Source organism: Armatimonadota bacterium, assembly GCA_013359125.1.
Taxonomy (GTDB): Bacteria; Armatimonadota; Fimbriimonadia; order Fimbriimonadales; family GBS-DC; genus JABWCR01.
This window is the reverse complement of sequence record JABWCR010000013.1, coordinates 1-21,814: the sequence shown is the minus strand read 5'-3', so window position 1 is coordinate 21,814 and position 21,814 is coordinate 1. Positions and strand designations below refer to the sequence as shown.

General features: G+C 58.5%; 23 protein-coding genes. 19 read left to right on the top strand and 4 right to left on the bottom strand.

Annotated features, from left to right (window positions below; genetic code table 11):
* Entirely contained in the window at positions 1-2,532 is a 2,532-nt protein-coding gene (locus HUU60_07425) for a DEAD/DEAH box helicase family protein (protein ID NUL82540.1), read from the bottom strand.
* Positions 2,533-2,605: 73 nt separating this feature from the next.
* On the opposite strand from HUU60_07425, the gene HUU60_07420 reads away from it, so the two are divergent.
* The 9 genes from HUU60_07420 to HUU60_07380 all read left to right on the top strand — a co-directional run bounded on the left by HUU60_07420 (position 2,606) and on the right by HUU60_07380 (position 9,882).
* Complete coding sequence (locus tag HUU60_07420; protein NUL82539.1) at positions 2,606-2,809, top strand: hypothetical protein; 204 nt, start codon at positions 2,606-2,608, stop codon at positions 2,807-2,809.
* A gap of 67 nt (positions 2,810-2,876) precedes the next feature.
* Entirely contained in the window at positions 2,877-3,812 is a 936-nt protein-coding gene (locus HUU60_07415; protein ID NUL82538.1) for a hypothetical protein, read from the top strand.
* A 43-nt stretch (positions 3,813-3,855) separates the two neighbouring features.
* Complete coding sequence (locus HUU60_07410) at positions 3,856-4,434, top strand: DUF1211 domain-containing protein (protein ID NUL82537.1); 579 nt, start codon at positions 3,856-3,858, stop codon at positions 4,432-4,434.
* Positions 4,435-4,459: 25 nt separating this feature from the next.
* Entirely contained in the window at positions 4,460-5,281 is an 822-nt protein-coding gene (locus HUU60_07405) for a hypothetical protein (protein NUL82536.1), read from the top strand.
* Entirely contained in the window at positions 5,274-5,633 is a 360-nt protein-coding gene (locus HUU60_07400) for an ATP-binding cassette domain-containing protein (protein NUL82535.1), read from the top strand. The genes HUU60_07405 and HUU60_07400 overlap by 8 nt, the downstream gene beginning before the upstream one ends.
* Entirely contained in the window at positions 5,626-6,195 is a 570-nt protein-coding gene (locus HUU60_07395) for an ABC transporter ATP-binding protein (GenBank protein NUL82534.1), read from the top strand. Before HUU60_07400 ends, HUU60_07395 begins: the two co-directional genes overlap by 8 nt.
* 18 nt (positions 6,196-6,213) lie before the next feature.
* A complete protein-coding gene (locus tag HUU60_07390; GenBank protein ID NUL82533.1) occupies positions 6,214-7,344 on the top strand; it encodes a Gfo/Idh/MocA family oxidoreductase in 1,131 nt (376 codons plus the stop codon).
* Positions 7,345-7,416: 72 nt separating this feature from the next.
* Positions 7,417-8,961 carry a hypothetical protein gene (locus HUU60_07385; GenBank protein NUL82532.1) on the top strand — a complete coding sequence of 515 codons (1,545 nt, stop codon included), beginning with the start codon at positions 7,417-7,419 and terminating at the stop codon, positions 8,959-8,961.
* A gap of 30 nt (positions 8,962-8,991) precedes the next feature.
* Positions 8,992-9,882 carry a hypothetical protein gene (locus HUU60_07380; GenBank protein ID NUL82531.1) on the top strand — a complete coding sequence of 297 codons (891 nt, stop codon included), beginning with the start codon at positions 8,992-8,994 and terminating at the stop codon, positions 9,880-9,882.
* Here HUU60_07380 and gatA read toward each other — a convergent pair.
* Entirely contained in the window at positions 9,879-11,342 is a 1,464-nt protein-coding gene (gene gatA, locus HUU60_07375; protein NUL82530.1) for an Asp-tRNA(Asn)/Glu-tRNA(Gln) amidotransferase subunit GatA, read from the bottom strand. The two genes, HUU60_07380 and gatA, sit on opposite strands and share 4 nt — an antisense overlap.
* Positions 11,339-11,632: an Asp-tRNA(Asn)/Glu-tRNA(Gln) amidotransferase subunit GatC gene (gene gatC, locus HUU60_07370; protein ID NUL82529.1), complete on the bottom strand. Its 294-nt coding sequence runs from the start codon at positions 11,630-11,632 to the stop codon at positions 11,339-11,341. Before gatC ends, gatA begins: the two co-directional genes overlap by 4 nt.
* Before the next feature lie 69 nt (positions 11,633-11,701).
* On the opposite strand from gatC, the gene HUU60_07365 reads away from it, so the two are divergent.
* The 6 genes from HUU60_07365 to speE all read left to right on the top strand — a co-directional run bounded on the left by HUU60_07365 (position 11,702) and on the right by speE (position 16,235).
* The gene (locus HUU60_07365) at positions 11,702-12,928 is read left to right on the top strand and encodes a hypothetical protein (protein ID NUL82528.1); all 1,227 of its coding nucleotides are present in this window, start codon (positions 11,702-11,704) and stop codon (positions 12,926-12,928) included.
* 83 nt (positions 12,929-13,011) lie between these two features.
* Positions 13,012-13,446: a 30S ribosomal protein S6 gene (gene rpsF, locus HUU60_07360; GenBank protein ID NUL82527.1), complete on the top strand. Its 435-nt coding sequence runs from the start codon at positions 13,012-13,014 to the stop codon at positions 13,444-13,446.
* Between the two features lies 1 nt (position 13,447).
* Positions 13,448-13,924 carry a single-stranded DNA-binding protein gene (locus HUU60_07355; GenBank protein ID NUL82526.1) on the top strand — a complete coding sequence of 159 codons (477 nt, stop codon included), beginning with the start codon at positions 13,448-13,450 and terminating at the stop codon, positions 13,922-13,924.
* 11 nt (positions 13,925-13,935) lie between these two features.
* Positions 13,936-14,217, top strand: coding sequence for a 30S ribosomal protein S18 (locus tag HUU60_07350; protein ID NUL82525.1), 282 nt, complete (start codon positions 13,936-13,938; stop codon positions 14,215-14,217).
* Positions 14,214-15,290: a bifunctional phosphoglucose/phosphomannose isomerase gene (locus tag HUU60_07345; GenBank protein ID NUL82524.1), complete on the top strand. Its 1,077-nt coding sequence runs from the start codon at positions 14,214-14,216 to the stop codon at positions 15,288-15,290. The genes HUU60_07350 and HUU60_07345 overlap by 4 nt, the downstream gene beginning before the upstream one ends.
* 18 nt (positions 15,291-15,308) lie before the next feature.
* On the top strand, positions 15,309-16,235 hold the full coding sequence (speE, locus tag HUU60_07340) for a polyamine aminopropyltransferase (GenBank protein ID NUL82523.1): 927 nt from the start codon (positions 15,309-15,311) through the stop codon (positions 16,233-16,235).
* 3 nt (positions 16,236-16,238) lie between these two features.
* Here speE and HUU60_07335 read toward each other — a convergent pair whose 3' ends face one another.
* Positions 16,239-17,615 (bottom strand): FAD-dependent thymidylate synthase, encoded by a 1,377-nt coding sequence (locus tag HUU60_07335; protein ID NUL82522.1) that lies wholly within the window; start codon positions 17,613-17,615, stop codon positions 16,239-16,241.
* A 54-nt stretch (positions 17,616-17,669) separates the two neighbouring features.
* On the opposite strand from HUU60_07335, the gene HUU60_07330 reads away from it, so the two are divergent.
* The 4 genes from HUU60_07330 (at position 17,670) to uvrB (ending at position 21,464) form a co-directional block, all read left to right on the top strand.
* Positions 17,670-18,095, top strand: a complete 426-nt coding sequence (locus HUU60_07330) for a hypothetical protein (protein NUL82521.1) — start codon at positions 17,670-17,672, stop codon at positions 18,093-18,095.
* A 179-nt stretch (positions 18,096-18,274) separates the two neighbouring features.
* The gene (locus HUU60_07325) at positions 18,275-19,030 is read left to right on the top strand and encodes a sugar phosphate isomerase/epimerase (GenBank protein NUL82520.1); all 756 of its coding nucleotides are present in this window, start codon (positions 18,275-18,277) and stop codon (positions 19,028-19,030) included.
* A gap of 11 nt (positions 19,031-19,041) precedes the next feature.
* Positions 19,042-19,458 (top strand): YjbQ family protein, encoded by a 417-nt coding sequence (locus tag HUU60_07320; protein ID NUL82519.1) that lies wholly within the window; start codon positions 19,042-19,044, stop codon positions 19,456-19,458.
* A gap of 14 nt (positions 19,459-19,472) precedes the next feature.
* The gene (uvrB, locus tag HUU60_07315) at positions 19,473-21,464 is read left to right on the top strand and encodes an excinuclease ABC subunit UvrB (GenBank protein NUL82518.1); all 1,992 of its coding nucleotides are present in this window, start codon (positions 19,473-19,475) and stop codon (positions 21,462-21,464) included.
* The last annotated feature ends 350 nt before the right edge of the window (positions 21,465-21,814 follow it).

The following is a 21,814-nucleotide window of genomic DNA, read 5'->3' as shown; positions in this document are numbered from 1 at the left end:
TTAGGGCGCGAACTGGTTGAGCGAGACGTAGTCCTTGATATACTCCGGCACTATTTTGCGAAACTTTTCGGGCACGGCTTTGAGGTCTTTAGTCGAGAACTCGGGATTGGTGGCGAGGTCTGTAAAGTGTCCTTGGTCGATGCTGTCGCGCACTCGTCCGCTGGTGGCGTAGGCCTTAAAGTAGTGCTTGATGGCGGGGATGGCCGAGGGCGGTTCGGGCAGATTTTCGGCCACGAACTTGGCGAACTCTTCTTCGAGGAGTTCGTCCTTAGATTTGAAGCGGGGGATGAGGCCAAAGATTTTTTCGAGGATTTCGCGAAGGGTAATGCGCCGGTCGACGGCGGCGGCCTTGCGCAGTTTGTCGAGGGTGTAGTAGTCCTCGGGTTTGTCGAAGAGTTCGCGATTGACGTAATCGACGACGCGGTCCCACTGCCCTGCTTCGACCGCTTGGACGATCTCGGGGTTTTCTTTCACCGCGTCCTCGAACTTTTCAAAGAACATGCGGTCGATCTTCATGCCTTCGTAGCCGATGGTTTGTTCTTTGATGGACTTCATGATGTCGGCGCCGAGGTGCTCGTAGGTTCCATCGACCACGATCGGCGGGCTATTGTTGGGCTTTTTCGCTATCGATCGGCTTGGGAGCGCGATGACTTCGTCGTAGTTGAACTCGGTTTCGAAGTACTCGCAGCTGGCGAAGAAGTCGAACAGTTTGAAGGCGGTTTTTTCGGGCTGCGAGACGTCTGCTTTCAGGCTTTCGTCGAAGAGTTGATCGGTGAAGCGGTGTCTGCGAGTGCCTCGGCCTTTGATCTGTATGAAGTCCGTCGGCGAGAAGATGGGGCGAAACAGACCGAGATTGAGGATGTCGGTGCAGTCGTATCCGGTCGTCATCATGCCGACCGTAACGCAAACGCGCGCTTTGCTGGTTCGATAGGATGGAATGAAGTTGGCGGAGCCGCTCAGATTGTTGTTGGCAAAGTTGACGGCAAATTGCTGGGCGTCGGCGACCGAGGACGTTACCTGGACGGCAAAGTCGGATTGATATTTGCCGGGGAACATCTTGTGCGCCATTTCGTTTAAGATTTGAGCCAGTTTGCCGGCATGGAGCTGGCTAACGGCGAAGATAATCGACTTGCCGATCTCTCCGCTGACGGGGTCTTTTAGCGCGTGCTCTAAGAACATTTTACAAAAGAGTTGATTGGTGGCGTCGGAGAAGAACCGTTTTTCGAACTCTCGCTGTTTGTACGATTCTTCAGGATTGTCTCCAGTGTCGTCCGAGACAGGGACGATGAAGCCTTCTTCAGACAGGAGCGCGGTTGTGATTTCGGTGCGCGCGTCGACAACGGTCGGGTTGATCAGGTAGCCGTCCTTGACGCCGTCCAGAAGCGAGTATCGAAAAGTGGGCTGTCCGCTCTCGCATCCGAACGTCTTGTAGGTATCGAGCAGGAGTCGCCTTTCGACTTCTCGGGGGTCTCGAACAATGCTCTCGCTGGTTTCGATTCTTCGGAGATAATCCTTTGGCGTGGCCGTCAGGCCGAGCTTGTAGCCGACGAAGTAGTCGAAGACGGCTCTGGCATTGCCCCCGATGGAGCGGTGCGCTTCGTCCGAGATGACGAGATCAAAATCGGTCGGCGAGAAGAGTCGTCGATATTTGTTGTTGAAAAGCAACGACTGAACGGTGGTTACTACGATCTCTGCGCGGCGCCAGTCGTCCCGGTTTTCCTTGTATATGACGGTTTGAAAGTCGGCGGACAGTAGCTCGGTGAACGCCTTTTTGGCTTGATCCTCTAATTCGAGCCTATCGACCAGGAAGAGAACCCGGCGCGCATTGCCAGTGCTCAGAAACAGTTTGACGACCGCTGCGGCTGTGAGCGTTTTGCCGGTGCCCGTTGCCATCTCGAAAAGGAATCGGTCTTTGCCTTCTTTAACCGCGGCCTGAAGCTGGCGAATGGCTTGGAGCTGGTACGGTCGTAGGAATCGCAGTTTATTCGTCTTGATGTACTCGGGGCGCTCGGCTTCGTTCTTCCAGCCGGCTTCTGCTTGGTAGTTTGGTTTTTGTGTAAGGACGGTGTAGTCTTCCCGCACCTCTTTTTGGACGAGCGCGTTTGGGTTTGGGGCGATCTTTTGGTAACTTGTGACGGAGTCGGGAGAAGGATAGGCGGTGATGATGTGCGGATTGCCTCGATCCAGGTCCCAGAAGTAGTGAAGGTTTCCGTTGGAGAGGATCACAAACCGACAGTTGAGCGATCGGGCGTACTTTCTAGCCTGCTCCTTGCCCGAGAGAGGGTCTTTATTCTCGGACTTTGCTTCGAGCACGATCAGTGGGAAGCCTTTCGAGTCGAGGAGCAGAAAATCGGCCTTTCCGCTCTTGAAGTCATCTCCCAGCGCATCAAGGTCGGAGGGCTTGAGGCGGACGTTGAGTTCTAAGCAGACGTTGGCTTGCTCGCCATTGTCGTCAAAGAACCGCCAACCGGCTTCTTCGAGCAGCTTGTTGATGCGGATTCGGGCTTTGGCTTCGTTTGTCGCGACGGGCATTTGTGGGTGCTTTATAGTTTGGCACAGTCGCCAAGGCAGGAATCTTGCTTGGCGGCGGCGAATAAGGGAAATAATGAGACGACTGAGGGCGTTTTGGACGGGGTTGGCGGCGGCGGCGCTGGTCGTATCGCTGGCCGGATGCAAGAAGGAACAGACGGCGGAGACGCAGACCAGCGGGCAGACCGGGGGACAGGGATCGACAGATTCGGGCGGGGCGGGCACGCCTACGGCCGGCTCGGGCGCGGCGGGGGGCCTGACGCCGGTTACGGGGTTGTAGGAACCAGTCTCCCCCCATCAAAACCCAGTGTATAATCTGGGTTAGATACTCTGGAGGTATTCTGAATATGAAAGGGATCCTTATCGCCGCTCTCGCCGCTGTCGGACTGGGCGCCAGCGCTCAGCTGATCGTCGGCAACGACCAATCTGGCGTCGCGCCGATCTACGTGATCGATGTCAATACCGGCATCGCCTCGCCCATCATCACTGGCAGCGCGAACGCCAACAAGCCTTGGGGCATGGCCGCCGACAACGTCAACCACATTCTTTACCTTAACAACGGCGGCCAGCTCTATGCCTATTCTATGGCCAGCATTCGATGCGGCAACCCCACTTTTACCCAGACGACGCTCACTTATAACGCAGGCACCGTCAACTATGTCGGCCTGGGCTTTAACCCCAATACGGGCAAGCTGATGGGCACGCGCAACATCGCGACCGAAGCTGTTTACGAGATCGATGTCACGACGGGCGTGGGCACGCTGCTGTGGGCCTATCCGACCACCTTCGATATGGGCGGCGTGGAATACGCGAACGATAAGCTTTACTGCCTGAGCGATACGGCGCCTACCGGCAACGTCCGCGGGCTGTACGAAGTGGACTATATCGGTACGACGACGACGTTTATCTCGGGCTATCCGGGCACGGAGACCGACATCGACGGCCTGGCCGTTCACGGCAATAATGCCTACTATGTCAGCGACGGTCCGATGGGCACGCAGGCCAACTTCTATGTGTACGACATTCCTTCGGGAACTCAAGTCGGCACACTGCCTTCGCCGTTCACAGGCAGCGGCACGTTTAGCGCGGCGACGTGGGCTCCGGCGCTCGGCCCTCGCGGGCGAGGCGACGTCAACGGCGACGGTTGCGTAAACGACACGGATCTGGCGATTGCTCTTAGCGACTTTGGCAGCAACTGCTCGCTGGCGGATATGAACAACGACGGCGTGGTGGACGACATCGACCTGGCCGAAGTTCTGGCCGCGTTCGGCGAAGGCTGCTGATCTCAACTCGCGGCCCATCGAAAAGATGGGCCGCGCATCCACTTTGAGCAAGGGTCGTTTGGAGGCGTTCAGCGACGGAGTGCTGGCCATCATCATCACCATCATGGTGCTGGAGATGAAGGTGCCGCATTCTGCCGAGTGGAGCGCGCTCAAACCCATCGTCCCCGTGTTTCTCAGCTATGCGATGAGCTTCGTCTATTTGGCCATCTATTGGAACAACCACCATCACATGCTGCACATGACGCGGACGACCTCGGGCGGCATTCTTTGGGCCAATCTTCATCTGCTCTTTTGGCTTTCGCTGGTGCCTTTTGTTACCGGTTGGATGGGCGAAAACAACTTCGCGGCGGTCCCTACGGCGGCGTATGGAGTTGTGCTGCTATTAGCGGCGATCGCCTATTGGATTCTGCAGAGCGCCATCATCCGCAGTCAAGGCGACGATTCGCCTTTGGCAAAAGCGATTCAAGGCGATCTTAAGGGCAAGGGTTCCATCGTGCTTTACTCGGCAGCCATTGCGATCGCCTTTTGGGAGCATCGCGCCGCCATAGCGATCTATGTATTCGTCGCGCTTGTCTGGATTGTGCCGGACCGCCGGATAGAGCGGCACGCCTCGTCGAGTTGAGCCTGGGTATAATCGCCTCTGCGTTATGCGAATCAGAATTTTGGGCACGTCGGCCGCAGAGGGCATCCCTGCCCTGGGCTGCGATTGCAGAATCTGCGGCACGGCCCGCGAGCGAGGCGGCAAGGAGATCCGATCCCGCTCTGGCGTACTGATCGACAGCAGTCTGAAACTGGACTTTGGACCGGACACGCTCTATCACATTCACCGAGACCGTCTGAACCCGACGGAATGGCGATGGCTGTTTTTTTCCCACTCGCATCACGATCACTTGGCCGAGCACGAACTGCAGTACTTGATGCCGGGCTTTGCGCCCGATTCGATGTCGAAGAACCTCCGACTGTTTGGCAACGCGCACATCAAAGCCAAGGTCGAAAGCGTTCGCAACTATCTGGACTTGGGCTTCACCGTGAACTTGATCTCGCCCGAGGAGAGCGCAGTCGCGGGCGAATACACGATCACGCCTATCCGTGCTCGGCATACGGCGGGCGACGGAGAGACGTGCCTGAATCTGATTGTCGAACAAGACGGCGCGTCGTTCCTCTACGCCTGCGATACCGGATTCTATCGCGATGAGACGATGGAGTTTTTGGCTGGACGCCAGATTCGGGCCGTCGCCATGGATTGTACGGCGGCTCTGGTGCATAGCGATTACGATGGCCACCTCAGCGCCAAGCAGCTTGTCGCGCAAAGGCAAAACCTGCTGGATTGCGGCGCGATCGCACAGGACTCACGGTTTGTGGCGACCCACTTTTCGCACAATGGCGGCGCGCTGCACGATGAACTGGAAGCCGCGCTCAATCCTCACGGGGTCGAAGTTGCTTTTGACGGCATGACCTTCGATGTCTGAACAGCCGCTGTTAGAGATCAAGAATCTCTCTGTCGTGTTCGAAGTCGGCCGTCGTCAGCTTCGAGCGGTCGATGATGTTTCCCTTACGATCCATGCGGGCGAGTGTTTGGGCCTGGTAGGCGAATCGGGCTGCGGCAAGACGACCGTAGGACGCGCCGCGGCTGGAATATTGCCCCCTGCAAGCGGCCAAATCCTCTATCGAGGCGCCGACTGGGCTAAAGCAAGCAAAGCGCAAAGGAGAGAGATTGCGCGCAAGCGGCAGATGGTGTTTCAGGACCCCATGGCCTCGATGGACCCGCTCTGGAAAGTGGGCGACATCATTGCCGAGCCGCTGAAAGTCGCTGATGAGTAGAGTTGGACTAGAATCGACCCTCGCGCTCCGATTTCCTCAAGAACTGTCCGGCGGTCAACGGCAACGAGCGGCCATTGCGCGCGCCCTGTCCACCGATCCCGAATTGCTGATTATGGACGAGCCGACCGCCTCTCTGGACGTTTCCGTGCGCGCGCAGGCGCTCAATCTGTTGGCCGACCTACAAGCGGAGCGCAACTTGGCCATCCTGCTCATCACCCACGATATTTCGGTCGTAACGACGCTTGCCCAGCGGATCGCCGTCATGTACATGGGTCGCATCGTCGAGATCGGCCCAGCCAGCGAGGTGTTGAAGGCGCCCAGCCATCCCTATACGAAGATGCTGTTGGCCAGCGTGCTGCCGCCCAAACCGACTGGGAAGCTGCCGCCCATTCCGCCGGGAGAAACGCCCGATCCGTTTTCGCTTCCCCAGGGTTGTCGCTACCGAAGCCGATGCTCCTTGGCGATTGATCGATGCGAGATCGAAGAGCCTCTATTGAACGCCTGGCAGGTGGGCGCGCGCGAGGCGGCGTGCTGGCGCGCCTCGCCAGGACAGCCCGGCTAAGCGCAGAATCTGACGCCTATGGTCAAGATCGGCGTAATCGGCGCAGGCGCAATGGGTTCGGCGCATTGCAAATCTATAGCGGCGCTGCCAGAAACAGAGCTGGTCTTTGTTTGCGACCGACGGCCCGAAAAGGCGAGCGCGATCGCTGGGGAGTTGGGCGTTCCCGCGTTTACAGACTCCGATCAAGCCATCGCGTCGAGCTTGGCGCAAGCGGTCCTCATCGCCACGCCTCATCATGATCATGCTCCGATAGCGATTGCGGCGTTCAGTGCGGGACTCGGCGCCCTGGTCGAAAAGCCATTGTCCGTAACCGTAGGCGACGCCGATGCGATGATCGAAGCGGCGGGCAATCTCCCCTTTGCCGTTATGTATCAGACGCGCACGGAGCCTTACTTCAGAAAAGCGGTCGAACTCTCTAAGGAGATTGGCGAGCTGCGCCGCGCCTCTCTGGTTACGGCTTGGTATCGGAATCAGGCCTATTACGATTCGGGCGGCTGGCGCGCAACCTGGGCGGGCGAAGGGGGCGGCGTGCTGATCAACCAGGCGCCCCACTATCTCGACTTCTTAGTGGAATTGACCGGGCTTCCTGTGAAACTGAGGGCCGAAACTCGAACGCGCTTTCACGACATGGAGACGGAGGACGAGGCCTGGGCGACGATGGAGTATGCGAACGGCGCGCACGGCTATCTTTACGCAACGACCGGCGAGGCGCCTCCCGAGACGACCATTGAGTTAGCGGGCGACAGGGGCAAGTTGCTGATTAGGGGCGAGGCGATTCGGTTCTGGTCGCTCAAGGACAACCTTGCAGAGTTCACCCGGCAGGCTCGCGGCATGTGGGACAGCCCTGAATGGCGAGATATTCCGATCGAAATGCCCGATCCTGCGGAACCTCGGCATCATGCGGCCGTCATCCGTAATTTTGCGCGTTTTTGCATGGGGCACGAGCCCCTGATCGCTCCCGGACACGAAGGTCTGGCGGCGGTCGAGCTGATCAATGCGATCTACCTTTCGGCCTTTGTTGAAGACGCCGTTCACATTCCAGTCGACCGTCCCGCCATCAAAGCCGTTATACAGGCCCACATCCGTCAATCCAAACCTAAGGAGCGAATCGCCGAGCAAAGCGCCACCGATCCAAAGTTTTTGCCGTGATCCTGACCGATTCGCAAAAATCGCGTTATAATGTGTTCGATTTGGACAAACCCTAAGAAGAGAGACAGAATTATGAAGAGGCTCTCATTGATCTTGATTTTTGTGATGCTGTGCGCGCACGCATGGCCAGCAAGAGTCTACGTCATGTCGAGCGACCACATTCAAACCGACTCTGCCGTTGTAGACGCGCTGACCGACCATGGCCACAATGTAACGCTTGGGGTCTCTTACCCCAACTTTGACGGCAGCGTCGACTTGTCGAACATCGACGTCGTTTATTTTCAAGCCAGCGCGAACTGGACGTGGGGAGACATGCCTTTGCTGGGGCAGGTGCAGCTTGTTCATTGGCTGAGCGATCCAGCGCACGGTCTTTTAACGACCGAGTGGGCCATTTGGAAGTTCATGGCGGGAAACTTGCGCACGCTCTATCGCGTGCTCCCGATCACGGGCAACGGCGCTTATCGCGGCACCGAATCGGTCACCTACACGCGCGAGACGGCCAACGCCGTCATAAACGCCGGGGTGCCGAATCAGTTTGTGTTCGCGCCCTCTAGCTATGCTGGCACGGAATCGTTCTTTGTGCCCAAGTCCAACGCGACCGTCTTTTACTCGTCCAATTATCCGTTCGGCGACCAGGTTGGCGCCGGCGTCGTAGGCATGCGGATACCGGGCGGCGGCCGTTCGATCTCTTTCTCCGTCTGCGCTGGTCCGTCCGACTTCTCCCACCCCGACTTTTCTCGGTTGGTCGCCAACGCGGTTACTTGGGCCAGTTTGGGCACCGAACTCAAACCAAACATCTATGTAATGGCCACGCGCGACAACGCTATGGACGACGCGACGCTCTCGACATTGCAAAACTGCGGATATCGGCCGTACGTCGGGGTCAACTATTCGGAATTTGTCGGGCTGCTGTATATGCCAGAAGTGCGCGCCGTTTATTTTGCGACGGCGCATTCGCATGTGTTCGGAGACATGCCCGCCGACGGCCAGCAAGCCCTTGTGGAGTTCCTCGATACGCCAGGCAACGGTCTGGCGCTGGGAGAATGGGTCCACTATATCGAAGGGGCCGGAAGCCTTCAAATTCTCAACCAGGTCTTTGGAGCGGAACTCAACGCCTGGCGAACGTTTACATTGATGACGTTTAGCCGCGTTACCCCCAACTCGACGCTCGACCAAGGCGTGCCCTCATCGTTCGACTGCCTGCTAGACATCTACAGCGGTACGGATTCGCACCTGACGCCGATCAACGGCGGCGTTCGATTTTACAATTCGGACATCACCGACGACGGCGGTCAACCGGGATCGGCCGTTACAGGCCGCCAATTGCCCGCTCGGGGCCGCGTGCTGCACTTTTCCAGCACGAACGGTCCGACTCAGTTGGCCAACGAAAACTTCGCGCGTTTATTCTGCAATGCGTTTGCCTGGGTCATGCAGAGAGACGCCGCGGTGCCCGGCGATGCGAACGGCGACGGTTGCGTGGACGACACCGATCTGGCGATCACCTTATCGCTCTTTGGCCAGACGGGACCGGGACTGCCGGCCGATTTCAACAACGACGAAACCGTCGATGACACCGACTTAGCGATCGTCCTGAGCAACTTCGGCTTGGGATGCTAAGACTCAGATCAAATATAACAGGAGATTTGAATGAAGAAATTTGCTTATGTTGCTCTCGCTGGCCTCTTGGCCAGCTTCGCGTTTGCCGAAAGAGTTTACTTGATGACGTCGCAAGACACGGACGTGGATACGGCCGTCGTCAATGCCCTGACCTCTCGGGGGCACACGGTAACGATCGGCCAAGCCTATCACTTGTTCGATGGTACGGCCGACTTGTCCGACATCGATGTGGTCTTCATGCAGGCTAATGCCAACTGGGCAGTCGGGGACATGCCGCAAGCCGGTCAGGAACATCTCATTGAGTTTATGTCGCTCCCTGGTCGCGGTATCGTTACTACGGAGTGGATCATCTGGAAGTGGAGCGCATCGGGCCACTTCCAGATGATGGGAGATCTGTTTCCCGTACAAGACATTGACGGTTACTATCGCGGCGATTTTGCCGTAACGTATACTCGATCGGTGCCAAATCCGATTATGGACGATGGCGTCAGTTCCCCATTCTCGTACGGTGCGACCAACTATGCGGGCACAGAATCGTATTTCGTCCCGCGCCCTGGCGCTCTAGTGTTTTACGCATCGGACTACTTGATCGACGATGAACCCGGCGGAGGCGTCGTAGGATTCACTCACGCCTCCGGCGCTCGCACAGTCTCCTTCTCGACTTGCGGCGGACTCGATTCGATGGCCAACGGCGACTACGCCCAACTTGTTTCCAACGCGGTCAAGTGGGTAACTCGCGGCGCCGGTTTCCGCAACGGCGATGCGAACGGCGACGGTTGCGTGGACGATACCGACTTGGCCATCACGCTTGCCATGTTCGGCCTGACAGGCACAAACCTGGCCGCCGACTTCAATTCGGACGAAATCGTGGACGATAGCGATTTGGCGATCGTTCTGAGCTTCTTCGGCGCCGGCTGCTAAAGCAACCGTCTCAGCGATCTGAAGTCGGTTCGAGACTCGTACGAGGCGGCGATGCGAAACATCGTCGCCTCGTCGAATGCTTTGCCAATAATCTGAAGCCCGATCGGCAGCCCCGCCTCGTCCAATCCGCACGGCACGCTGATGCCGGGCAATCCGGCTAAATTGACCGGAATCGTCAGCACGTCGGCCAACTTCAGCGCCAATGGATCGTCGCTAAACTCTCCTAACTTAAACGCGGTCGTCGGGCTGGTCGGACAGATCAGAGCATCGTATTTCTCGAAAGCCCGGTCAAAATCCTGACGGATCAATGTCCTGCACTGTTGCGCCTTTAGATAGTAGGCATCGTAATAGCCCGCGGAGAGCGCGTATGTGCCGATCATTATGCGTTGGACGACTTCCTCGCCAAAGCCTTTTGCCCGAGTGCGCTGCATCATGCCGATGTGCCCTTCGGCGAAGCCCTCGCGCAGGCCGTACCGAACGCCGTCAAATCGAGCTAGATTGGAGGATGCCTCTGCGGGTGCAAGGATGTAGTAGATAGGCAGCCCATACTCGACATAGGGCAGCGAGGTCTCCTCGATCTCGGCTCCGGCGTCGGCCAATACGTCCATTGCGCGGCGCACAGCGGAGACGACCTGCGGGTTGACTCCCTCGCCGAAAAACTCCTTTGGCGCTCCCAACCTAAGCCCCTTAGCGCCCTCATGCAAGGTATCTACAATCTTAGGCGGAGGCGCGTCGAACGTTGTTGAATCATGTGCGTCTAGGCCACAGATCGCCTCGGTCAGAATCGCGCAATCTTCGACCGTCTTGCCAAACGGCCCGATCTGATCCAATGAGGATGCGTAGGCAATCAGGCCATAGCGCGAGACGCGGCCATACGTCGGTTTTGCGCCGACCACGCCGCACAGCGCCGCAGGCTGGCGGATCGATCCGCCGGTGTCGCTGCCCAATGCGCCTAGCGCCATATCGGCCGCCGCCGCCGCCGCCGATCCGCCGGACGATCCGCCGGGAGCGCGGGTCAGATCCCAAGGATTTGCGGTCGGAAAGAAGCCAGAATTCTCGGTAGACGACCCCATGGCAAATTCGTCGCAGTTGGCCTTCCCGATCAAAACGGCGCCCGCCTCTCGCAGTTTAGCAACCACGGTCGCATCGTATGGCGGTCGATAGCCTTCGAGAATCTTGGAGCCGGCCGTCGTATCGGCATCCGTCGTGCAGAGGTTGTCTTTGAGGGCGATCGGAATGCCCAATAGAGGGCCGGTCTCCCCTGCCGCCAACCGTGCGTCGGCAATGGAAGCTTGGGACAGCGCCGACTCGGCATTGACCAACAAATACGCCTTTACCTGGGGGTCGATCGAACGGATTCGGTCCAGGCAGCTTTGGCAGAGTTCGACAGCCGAGATCTGTCTGGAATCGAGCAGCGCGCGGGCTTCCGGGATAGACAGTCGAAAAAGATCGCTGTTCATTCCTCTTCGACGATCCTTGGCACGATGAACAGGCCGTCCCGCGATTCGGGCGCCTGTTCCAAGGCTTCTTCTCGCGTCAGTCCCGTACGCGCTTCGTCCTCTCTCAGCACATCGACCACAGAGGTTGCGTGCGACGTGGCTTCCAGATTCTGGGTCGAAATCGCGTTCAGCCGCTCAAAATGGCTCATCAGCGCGTTGATGTGTTGCATTTGGCGCAACAGCCTTTCGTCGTCCAACTCTAATCGCGCCAAACGCGCCACATGGCGCATCTCGTCTAGGGTGAGAGCCATAACCCCGGGATTCTACCCAACGCCAATGGTCAAAAAAGGGATATAATATCCTACGACAAGGAGGCCTCAATGCTTAAGCGTTCTCTTTTGCTGGCCGTTTGGACCATTGCGTGTCTGTCTGCCTTTGCACAACCCTTCGACTACAGCGGCTACAAGATTGTTCGAACTTATGCCAAAACCGAGGCAGACGTCGAAAGACTCGAATCGATGGTCGCGACGATCTGCAATTGTATCATCGGGCCAGGCTACTTGGAGGTTTGCGTCTCGCCGGACGAACTGAAGAAGCTGACCGAGAGCGGCTTTATCGCAGAGGTCGTGATAGAAGACGTTGGGGCGGCGATCGAGCGCCAGACAACAAGAATAGCGGGCGAGAACCCGTTTGGCTCCTACAAGACCTACGACGAGATCGTCGAGTACCTCTACAGGCTTCAACGCACCTATCCGAACCTTGCGCAGGTCTTTAGCATTGGCAACTCCTATCAAGGTCGGCGAGTTTACGGCATCAAGATCACAGAGGGCGTGCGCCTTCAGCGAAGCTATCGCAGCCGCCCGGCATCGGTCGTTCAAGGCTGCCAGCACGCGCGCGAATGGATCGCCACCATGGCGCCCATCTATACCGCAACTCGGTTATTAAACGATTACGGCATCGACGCCCGCACGACCAAGATCGTGAGAGAGTGCGAGATCTACATCATCCCGGTCGTCAATCCGGATGGCAACGTCTATACGTGGACGACGAACCGGATGTGGCGCAAGAACCGACGGCCCGTGGGCAGCAACGTCGGGGTCGATCTTAACCGGAACTGGGGCTATCAGTGGGGCGGTCAAGGCTCTAGCGGAAGCACGGGATCCGAGACTTATCGCGGCCCATCGGCCTTTTCCGAGATCGAGACGACCAACCTGCGTCGATTCTTGCAGAGTTTGCCCAACCTCACAACCCACATGGACATCCATAGCTACTCGCAACTCATCCTGTGGCCCTGGGGCTATACCAGCAGCCTTCCGGCGAACAACGCGACCTATCAGCAGTTGGTCGGCAGGATGAAGACCGAGATGGAAGCGCTTTACGGCTATACCTACACCATTGGCCCGATCTACACGACCATCTATCCCGCCAGCGGCAACTCGGTCGACTGGATTCATGGGGACCGTCGCGCCATCGGCATATCCTATGAGCTCCGCGATACGGGAGACTTCGGATTTCTTCTGCCGCCAGAGCAGATCGTGCCGGCGAGCGAAGAATCGCACGCTGGGCTGATGGAGATGTTCGATTGGACTCGGCGACGAGGCAAGTAGCGGGTATAATGTCCGCACGGCGCATTTGCGCCCCTTCTGCTCCAGCGAGACTGGAGCCCTAAAACAGGTCCATAGGAGGGACAATGCCAACAGTTTCCGCGCCTTACGAGGCGATGTTCATCGTGCCCTCTTCCATTGAGGAAGAGCGGATAAACGCTATTCTCGACCGCGCGCAAAAGGTCGTTTCCGATGCGGGCGGCACGGTCGTCGAAGCCAAAATTTGGGACAAGCGCCGCCTTGCCTACGAGATCGGCAACTCGCGCGAAGGCTACTATCTCTACGTCAGCTTCAACAGCGCGCCTGATGTTCCCGTAGAACTGAATCGCGTTCTGGGACTGACCGAAGAAGTCGTCCGCGCTCGAATCTTCCGCCAAGACGAAGACGCGCCACCCATTCCATCTCCACGACAGGAAGCGCCGCCCGTAACCGAAACGGCAGTCGAGCCAGAGCCAACCCCAGAACCCGAGCCTCAGCCCGAAGCCGAGGCTGAAGCCGCCCCCGAAAAGACGGAGGAGTAAGATGAACTTCAATCGCGTGATACTGGTCGGTCGATTGACCCGCGATCCCGAACTTCGCTCGACGCCGGACGGAGTGCCGGTCTGCCAGTTCAGTGTCGCCGTCAACCGCCAAAGCAAAGACGATGTTGCCGATTTCTTCGATTGTTCGGCTTGGCGGCAACAGGCCGAATTCCTGGCCAACTATGCGCAAAAGGGCCGCCTCGTTTTGGTCGAGGGCCGCCTGCAAAACCGAAGCTGGGTTGGACAAGACGGGCAGAAACGATATAAGACCGAGATCCAGGCCGACAATGTCCGTCTGCTCGATCGAGCGAAAGAAGGCGCTTCGGATGCGCCCGTGTCGGAGAGAGCCGTCGTTGCCTCGACCGAAGGCGCCGCCCCTCAGGAGCCTGCGCCGGTCGCAGCCTCGCACGAGCCTCCGCCCGCGCCCGATTTTGACGACTTCCCGGACGACGACTCCGATCCGTTCAGCAAACCGTAACCCTTTGGAGGATTTCAGTGGCAGACGATTATAAGAAAGAATCAGATGGCGGATACTCAACGCCCGCCTCAAAAATACGACGCTTTCGGCGCAAGAAGAAGGTTTGCGAGTTCTGCGTCAGCAAGCTCCCCGTCGACTACAAGGACGTGCCGCGGCTTCGACGGTACATGACCGAGCGGGGCAAGATCCTGCCTCGACGCACCTCGGGCGCTTGTTCTAAGTGTCAGCGAAAGCTGAGCATCGCGATCAAGCGCGCCCGAGAGCTCGCTCTGTTGCCTTACGTCGCGGCATGAGCGACGCCCGAATCTTAGACGACCGAGCCGCATGGATGGCCGCCGACCCGTTCGGCATGATGGGCTTGACTTACGATTTGCCGTCCCAAGTCTCCGAGGCTATTCAGATCGGCGAAGCATGGGATGCGCCGGCCCTAAGCGTCAAGCCTAACGCCGTGCTTGTTACCGGAATGGGCGGAAGCGCGATCGGCGGCGATCTGTTGCGCTGCCTGTTCGAGGACGTCGGCAGCCTGCCTTTGGCGGTCAATCGCGACTATCGCATTCCAAAGTTCGTAGGGCGCGAAACGCTGGTTATTGCCGCCAGCTACTCAGGCAATACAGAGGAGACCCTCAGCGCCTATCGCCAAGCCAAAGAGGCAGGCGCGCAGATAATTGTGCTCTCCAGCGGAGGCGAACTGACCGAACGAGCCAAAGCGGACGGTTTTCCCTATATCACAGTACCCGCAGGGTTGCCGCCTCGCGCCGCGCTGGGCTATCTCTTCTTCCCGCTCGTGGTCGCTTGCGAAAAGTTAGAACTGCTTCCCGACCTGTCGCGAGACCGGACGTTGGCATTAGAAGGCTTGCGCAAACGCAGAGACGCTTGGGGACCGGACAAGGCGCTGGACGACAATCCGGCGAAGGTCCTAGCCACCAAACTGGCTGGCCGCACCCCCATTGTCTACGGCGTGGCGGGCTATCCCACGGTTGCGGCGCTCCGCTGGAAGGGCCAGATCAACGAGAACGCCAAAATGCACGCCTTCGCTTACTCCCTGCCCGAAATGAACCACAACGAGATTCTTGGATGGGTTACGGGCTGGCAACAGGCGGACAACTGGAGCGTTATGGTTCTCCGCGACGGCGCCGAATCTGCCAAGATGGCGAAGCGCATCGAGGTAACGAAGGAGTGCGTCGGACGACCGGAACATTGGCACGAGTTGACGGCCACAGGCGGATGCCTGTTGGATCGAATGATGAGCCTTACCTACTTTGGCGACTTCGTCAGCGTCTATCTGGCCTTCCTTAACGGGCAAGACCCGACCAACATCGACTATATCAACCATTTGAAATCAGAGCTGGCCAAGGTCGGCGACTGATCGTTCACGGAGGAACCCATGGCTGCAGACCATCAGGCGGCGTCGGGCATTTGGTTTAGCGAAACCCACACCCACGCCATTCAATATAAGTATCGCATCTTAGACGTTCACACCATGACCAAGTCCAAATATCAGGACGTTTGGATCGTAACGCTGGAAGGGTACGGCAAGGCGCTGATTCTGGACTCCAAGATTCAATCCGCCCAGCTCGACGAGTTTATGTTTCACGAACCGATGGTGCATCCGGCGATGTTCACCCATCCCGACCCCAAGCGCGTACTGGTGGCGGGCGGCGGAGAGGGCGCGACCCTGCGCGAGGTTTTAAGGCACAAGAGCGTCGAATCGGCCACCATGGTGGACATCGACGACGAACTGGTCAAGCTGTGCGACCAACACATGCCCGAGTGGCATCAGGGCGCGTTCGTCGATCCGCGCACGACCATGATCTACGACGACGCGATGAAGGTGATCGCGAACAACAAGAACGCCTACGATGTGGTGATCAGCGACCTGACCGACCCGTTAGAGGCTGGGCCGTCGCAGTTTCTCTTTACCAAGGAGTTCTACCAATCGATCTACGAGTCGCTGACGGACGACGGTGTGCTGGCTGTGCAAGCGGGAGCGGCCGATCCGCTCTATCCCTATCTGTTCGGCTGCATCGTCAAAACGCTGGGCGAGGTGTTCCCTGTCGTGCACGGCTACTGGTCGTTCGTGGCCGGCTTTCTCTTACCGTGGGGTTTCGTGGTCGCGTCCAAAAAGCACGACCCGCTCAAGCTGACGCCCGAAGAGATCATGGCAAGGATCGAGTCGCGGCGAGTTACGGGCTTGCAATACTATTCGCCCTTCGTTCACTTTGGGATGTTCGGTCTGCCGCCCTATCTGACCAAAGTGATCCAGGAAGCGCGGGTACTGACCAACGATCAGCCGTATAGCTGGGAGGCGTAGAGGCTATTCCGGCTCGGCAGAGCCTTCTAGAATCAGACCTTTGGTCTCGGGAAACCACTCGTAAAAGAGCCTGAGCGCATCGGTGTAATGGCGGGCGTAGCGAAAGTGCGCGCCTGCCCCAGTCCTCAATTCGGCCTCGTAGACGAACTTGTCCGCCGTGGTCAGCCGCTCGAAGAAAAACTGTACGCCCAAGGTCGGCCAATAGCCAAACGTGTGCTCGCCGTCGCGCAAAAGCTCATAGCATCGCTTGGCTGCCTCTCGGCCCGTCTCGGCTAACTTTCGGATCGGCGACGGATCGACTCCCTTTGGAATCTGGTCCGACGCCCAATAGAATCCGCGCGGGATAAGCGGACAGTACCGTGCGCCCGTTCGATGTCGGTTGAGATCGCGAATCTCTCCGAACGCCACAGCCGACCAGCCGTACCGCAAGCCCGTGCGCCGCAAGTCCGGCCCGACCCAGTCGTATCGATTGCCGTGATGAGCCAAATCCGCCGCGTAATTGGGCATTTCGTGAGGGGGATAGACGTCCATCATCGCCATCGGCGGCTCGTCCGTCTCATATTCGGAGCGGCAAATCCTTTCGGGGACAAAGTGGATCGCCTCATTGACCCAGCAATCCAATTCATATTGAGCGCCCATCTTGTACGAGTGCGTCTCACCCGCATGTTTCACCAGTCTCGGCGTCGCCAAAGCCAGCTCGTTTCTTAGCAACTCGCCCAATTGCCGCGCCTCGGCCAAATAGTGCGAGTTAAGCCGCTGGCACAGTTGCGCCCAGGCGCGCGCCGACATCGCCAACATCACGTTCGTCTTGCTGGCGACCGGCAGAAAGTACCGCGCCCTGTCGAAGGCGTAATTCCGCTTGATCCGTTCGACCGCCTTGGGCGACAAGCCTTCTGGAGCACGAATCAGATCGGGCCTTTCTTCCGCCAGCCATCCCCAAAAAGCCAGCGCTTGCTCATAGGCCGAGAAAGCGTCCCCGATCATCCGCTCGTGTTCATTGCGCAACGATTCGGGCAGACCGATCGCCTCGGCAGAGAGCGCGCCCTCTTGCGTCAGTTGGATATATCGAGTGGACGATTCCTGCCCGCCCGCAGTCGGGCACCGCGCCCAAAGCTTATAGGCCAGTATCAGGGAGATTCCATCGATGAAGATCGCCACCGGCGCCATGTCGGCAATCGATTGATGGCCGTAATCGATCATGCGAAAGATCGAATCGACCGACTTGTCCAAGTTCTCGGGATCGATCTTGGCGAGGATCGCCTCAAGCCCCTCGTTGTTGCGAGAGTAGCGCGCGCCGCTTGCGGCTAAAAGCTCGGGTGTGAGAGATGGTCGGTCTGCGGCGGTCTCCGCAGGCCGCAACGAAACGAGCGTGGCGCGCATACGCCGTATACTATACTTGACGCCTAAGCGGTATCAGGCGTCAGGGAGGTCAATATGAAGCTTTACGGCATCGATCTGCGACTTTTGGGGCACAGAAACTGGATTGTGGCGGCCGATATGGCCTTTCCCTTGATGACGCATCCCGGCATTCGCACCCAGTTCGTCGACGAGGATTTGCCAGCAGTCGCCGAGAAGGTGGCGCGCGCCATTGAGAGCCAGCCGCACGTGCGAGCCAAGGTCTATCGAGACGCGGAGATCGCGGTTCTGGGATCCGAAAACTGGGCCGCGAGATTTCAACCAGCGCTCGTGCCTCACGGCGACCTTTTGCTACGCCTGGACGAAACGGCCAAACTCTATCCGGTCTATGTGATCAAGACGCGCCACTGCCGCGCCTATACTTCGGTCTTTTTCGAGCTGGACTGCGGATACTGGTCGGACGAGAAGGAGCGAGACCTGCGAAATCGAATGCGAAATCGATAGGCCCGTTGCCTGCCCTGGGCCGACTTTAAGGCACTGGTCTGCGACCAAAATCCGGGCGCAAGCATGGACGAAGAGACCGCCGACCGAATCTTAAACGCCGGCTCGCCCACGGGCGAATGGCAGATCGCCAACTAGCCGCTTTCCGGTAGACTCTCCTTGATTTAACTCAAGGAGGATTCATGTCCCAGATTCCTGTCGGGCTTCAACTCTATTCCGTGCGCGAGGATTGCGCCAAAGACCTGCCGGGCGTGCTCGAAGCCGTCTCCGACATGGGCTACGATGGCGTCGAGTTTGCCGGTTATCACGGTTTCGACGCGCCGACGCTGCGCCGGATGCTGGACGATAACGGCCTGTCGTGCTGCGGCACTCACATTGGGCTCGATTCGCTCACAGCGGATCGATTTGCCGAAACGACCGACTTTCACAAAACCATCGGTTGCCAGTTCCTGATCGTGCCCTGGATCGACCAAAACGATCGCCAATCGGCCGCCGATTGGCTGCGCTTGGCCGATCGCTTTAACGAGGCCTCCGACCGAGCGACCGCCGCGGGCTTCCGAGTCGGGTACCACAATCACAACTTCGAGTTTGTCCCGATCGACGGCCATGTGCCTTGGGATATTTTCTTCTCCAACACCAAGCCCGAGGTGATCATGCAGTTCGACACGGCCAACGCGCTCTCGGCAGGCGCCCGCGCAACCGACTATCTGCGCCGATACCCCGGACGCGCCATAACGGTTCATCTTAAAGAGCATTCCGCCACCAACGACAAAGCGCTCTTGGGCGAAGGCGACGTGCCTTGGGCCGAAGTGCTGGAACTCTGCCAGACGGTGGGCGGTACTCAGTGGTATGTGGTCGAACAGGAATCGTACGCCCTGCCGCCCATGGAGTGCGTTCGCGTTTGCCTCAAAAATCTTCGAGAGATGCTCGAAGGGTAAACTAATGTTATATGGTTCACACTAGCCGAGTCGATCTGCAGACCAAAGGCAACGACGACATCATCGACATCACGCCCCAAATCCAGCAGTCGGTGCTGGAATCGGGGCTGATCAACGGCGTCGTCGTGGCCTTTGTCATCGGCTCGACCGCCGCGCTGACGACCATAGAATACGAGCCCGGACTGGTAGCCGACCTGCCGAATGCCTTGGAGCGCATTGCGCCTCGCAACGCCGAGTATGCCCACGAGGCTCGATGGTCCGACGATAACGGCCACTCCCATGTGCGCGCGGCGTTGATCGGCCCAACCATCACCGTGCCTTTTGTAGACGGCAACCTGGCGCTGGGAGCCTGGCAACAGATCGTGCTGATCGATTTTGACACCCGGCCCCGAAAGCGAGAAGTCGTCGTCCAAATCCTAGGGGATTAAGCGCGCCCGCCCAAATGGATCGTTTTCGACTGAACCCTGACTATTCGCCCAAGGGCGACCAGCAACAAGCCATCGACCTGCTGGCCGAAGGCCTGACCAAAGGCCACCGCTTCCAAACCCTTAAAGGCGCGACCGGCACGGGCAAAACCTTCACCATGGCTGCCATCGCTGCCGCTTTGCAACGTCCGGCGCTGGTCATCGCGCACAACAAAACGCTGGCCGCCCAGCTTTGCCAAGAGTTCCGGGCGTTCTTTCCAGACAACTCTGTCCAATATTTTATCAGCTACTACGACTACTACCAGCCAGAAGCCTATGTGCCGCAGACCGATACCTATATCGAGAAAGATTCGTCGATCAACGACGAGATCGACCGCCTGCGCCATGCCGCCACCCAAGCCGTGCTAGAGCGGCGAGACGCACTGGTCGTCGCCAGCGTTTCGTGCATCTTTGGCCTTGGTTCGCCAGACGAATATATGCAGGGCGTGCTCACCTTCGAAGTCGGCGCGGCGATGGACATGCGCGACTGCATGAGAAAACTGGTCGGCATGACCTACAAGCGCAACGACATGGTGCTGGGACGCGGCACGTTTCGGGCGCGGGGCGACGTCTTAGAGGTTCAGCCCGCCGATGAGGAGATCATAACGAGGGTCGAGTTCTTTGGCGACGAGATCGAGCGCATTCGCCTGTACGATCCGTTGACCGGCGAAACGCTCGACCAGCCGAATCGCATCACCATCTTCCCCGCCACGCACTATGTAACGCCGTGGGACCGCCTGCAAGAAATCTTGATCAAGATCGACGAAGAAGCGCAGCGTCAGCAGGAATACTTCCTCTCTCAAGGCAAGCATATCGAAGCCCAGCGCATACGTCAGCGCACCGATATGGACTTGGAGATGATGCGCGAACTGGGCTACTGCTCCGGCATCGAGAACTACTCGCGCTACCTGGACGGGCGGAGCGAAGGCGAGCCGCCCTACACACTGATGGACTACTTCCCCAAGGACGTGATTATCTTCGTCGACGAATCGCACCAGACGATCCCGCAGCTCCGCGCCATGTACAACGGCGACCGACAGCGCAAGTCAACCCTGGTCGAGTACGGCTTCCGATTGCCCTCCGCGCTCGACAACCGACCGTTGAGGTTCGAAGAGTTTCTGGATCGCGTTGGGCAGGTGATTTTTGTCTCGGCGACCCCAGGCCCGTTCGAACGAGACAACAGCGCGGTCATCGCCGAACAGGTGATCCGCCCGACCGGCCTGCTCGATCCCAATGTCGAAGTCCGTCCCACCAAAGGCCAAATCGACGACCTGATAGCCGAGATTCAGCAGACCGTCGATCGCGGCGACCGAGCCTTGGTTACGACCCTCACCAAGAAAATGGCCGAAGATTTGACCGACTATCTGCGAGAAGCCGGCATGAAGGTGCAATACCTCCACTCGACCGTGCACACGCTGGAGCGCATGGAAATCCTGCGCGACCTAAGACTGGGCAACTGCGACATTGTGGTCGGAGTCAATCTGCTGCGAGAGGGCTTAGACTTGCCGGAGGTCTCCTTGGTCGCAATTCTCGACGCAGACAAGGAGGGCTTTCTGCGGTCGGAGACCTCGCTCATCCAAACGATCGGCCGCGCCGCACGAAACAAGCTGGGCCGCGTTGTGCTCTATGCCGACAAGATAACCGGCTCGATGGAGCGCGCCATCGATGAAACCAACCGCCGACGAGCCATCCAAGAAGCGCACAACCTCAAGCACGGAATCGAACCCGAAACGATCAAGAAAGAGGTGCGCGACAGCGTGCGCTCGCTAAAAGTCGCCGAAGAGAGCGCGGCCTACGACAAGGGCATCGACCCCGATCGCATCGCGTTCGAAGACCTGCCCATGGTGATCGCGCGATTAGAGCGCGAGATGAAAGAGGCCTCCAAGGCCCTGGAGTTTGAGGAAGCCGCCGCCATCCGAGACGAAATCTTCAAACTCCGCGCGATCCTCGAACAGACCAAGCGGCTGTAGGCGAATCCGTAATGCCACAAATGCCCCAGTATGGCGCGATTGCGCGAAAAAGAGTCGACAGAACTTCGATTCCGGTGTATAACCTCTAGGTTCGCGAACCCTCCACACCAAACGACAGGTGTGGAGGGTTTTGTTTCGAACTCAAAATTGTGCTACATTTTGAAAAAATCCCGTTCGGCGCGACAGGCCAGGCGGGAGGGCGAGCGTCTCCGCGAGCCGAAAGACCGTGCCAGGCGGGAGGGCGAGCGTCTCCGCGAGCCGAAAGACCGTGCCAGGCGGGAGCCTGGCGTTCCGGCGGGCGCTGGGGGATCGGAGGGTTCAGACTAAACAGTTTCGATGTCCCCGGCGGT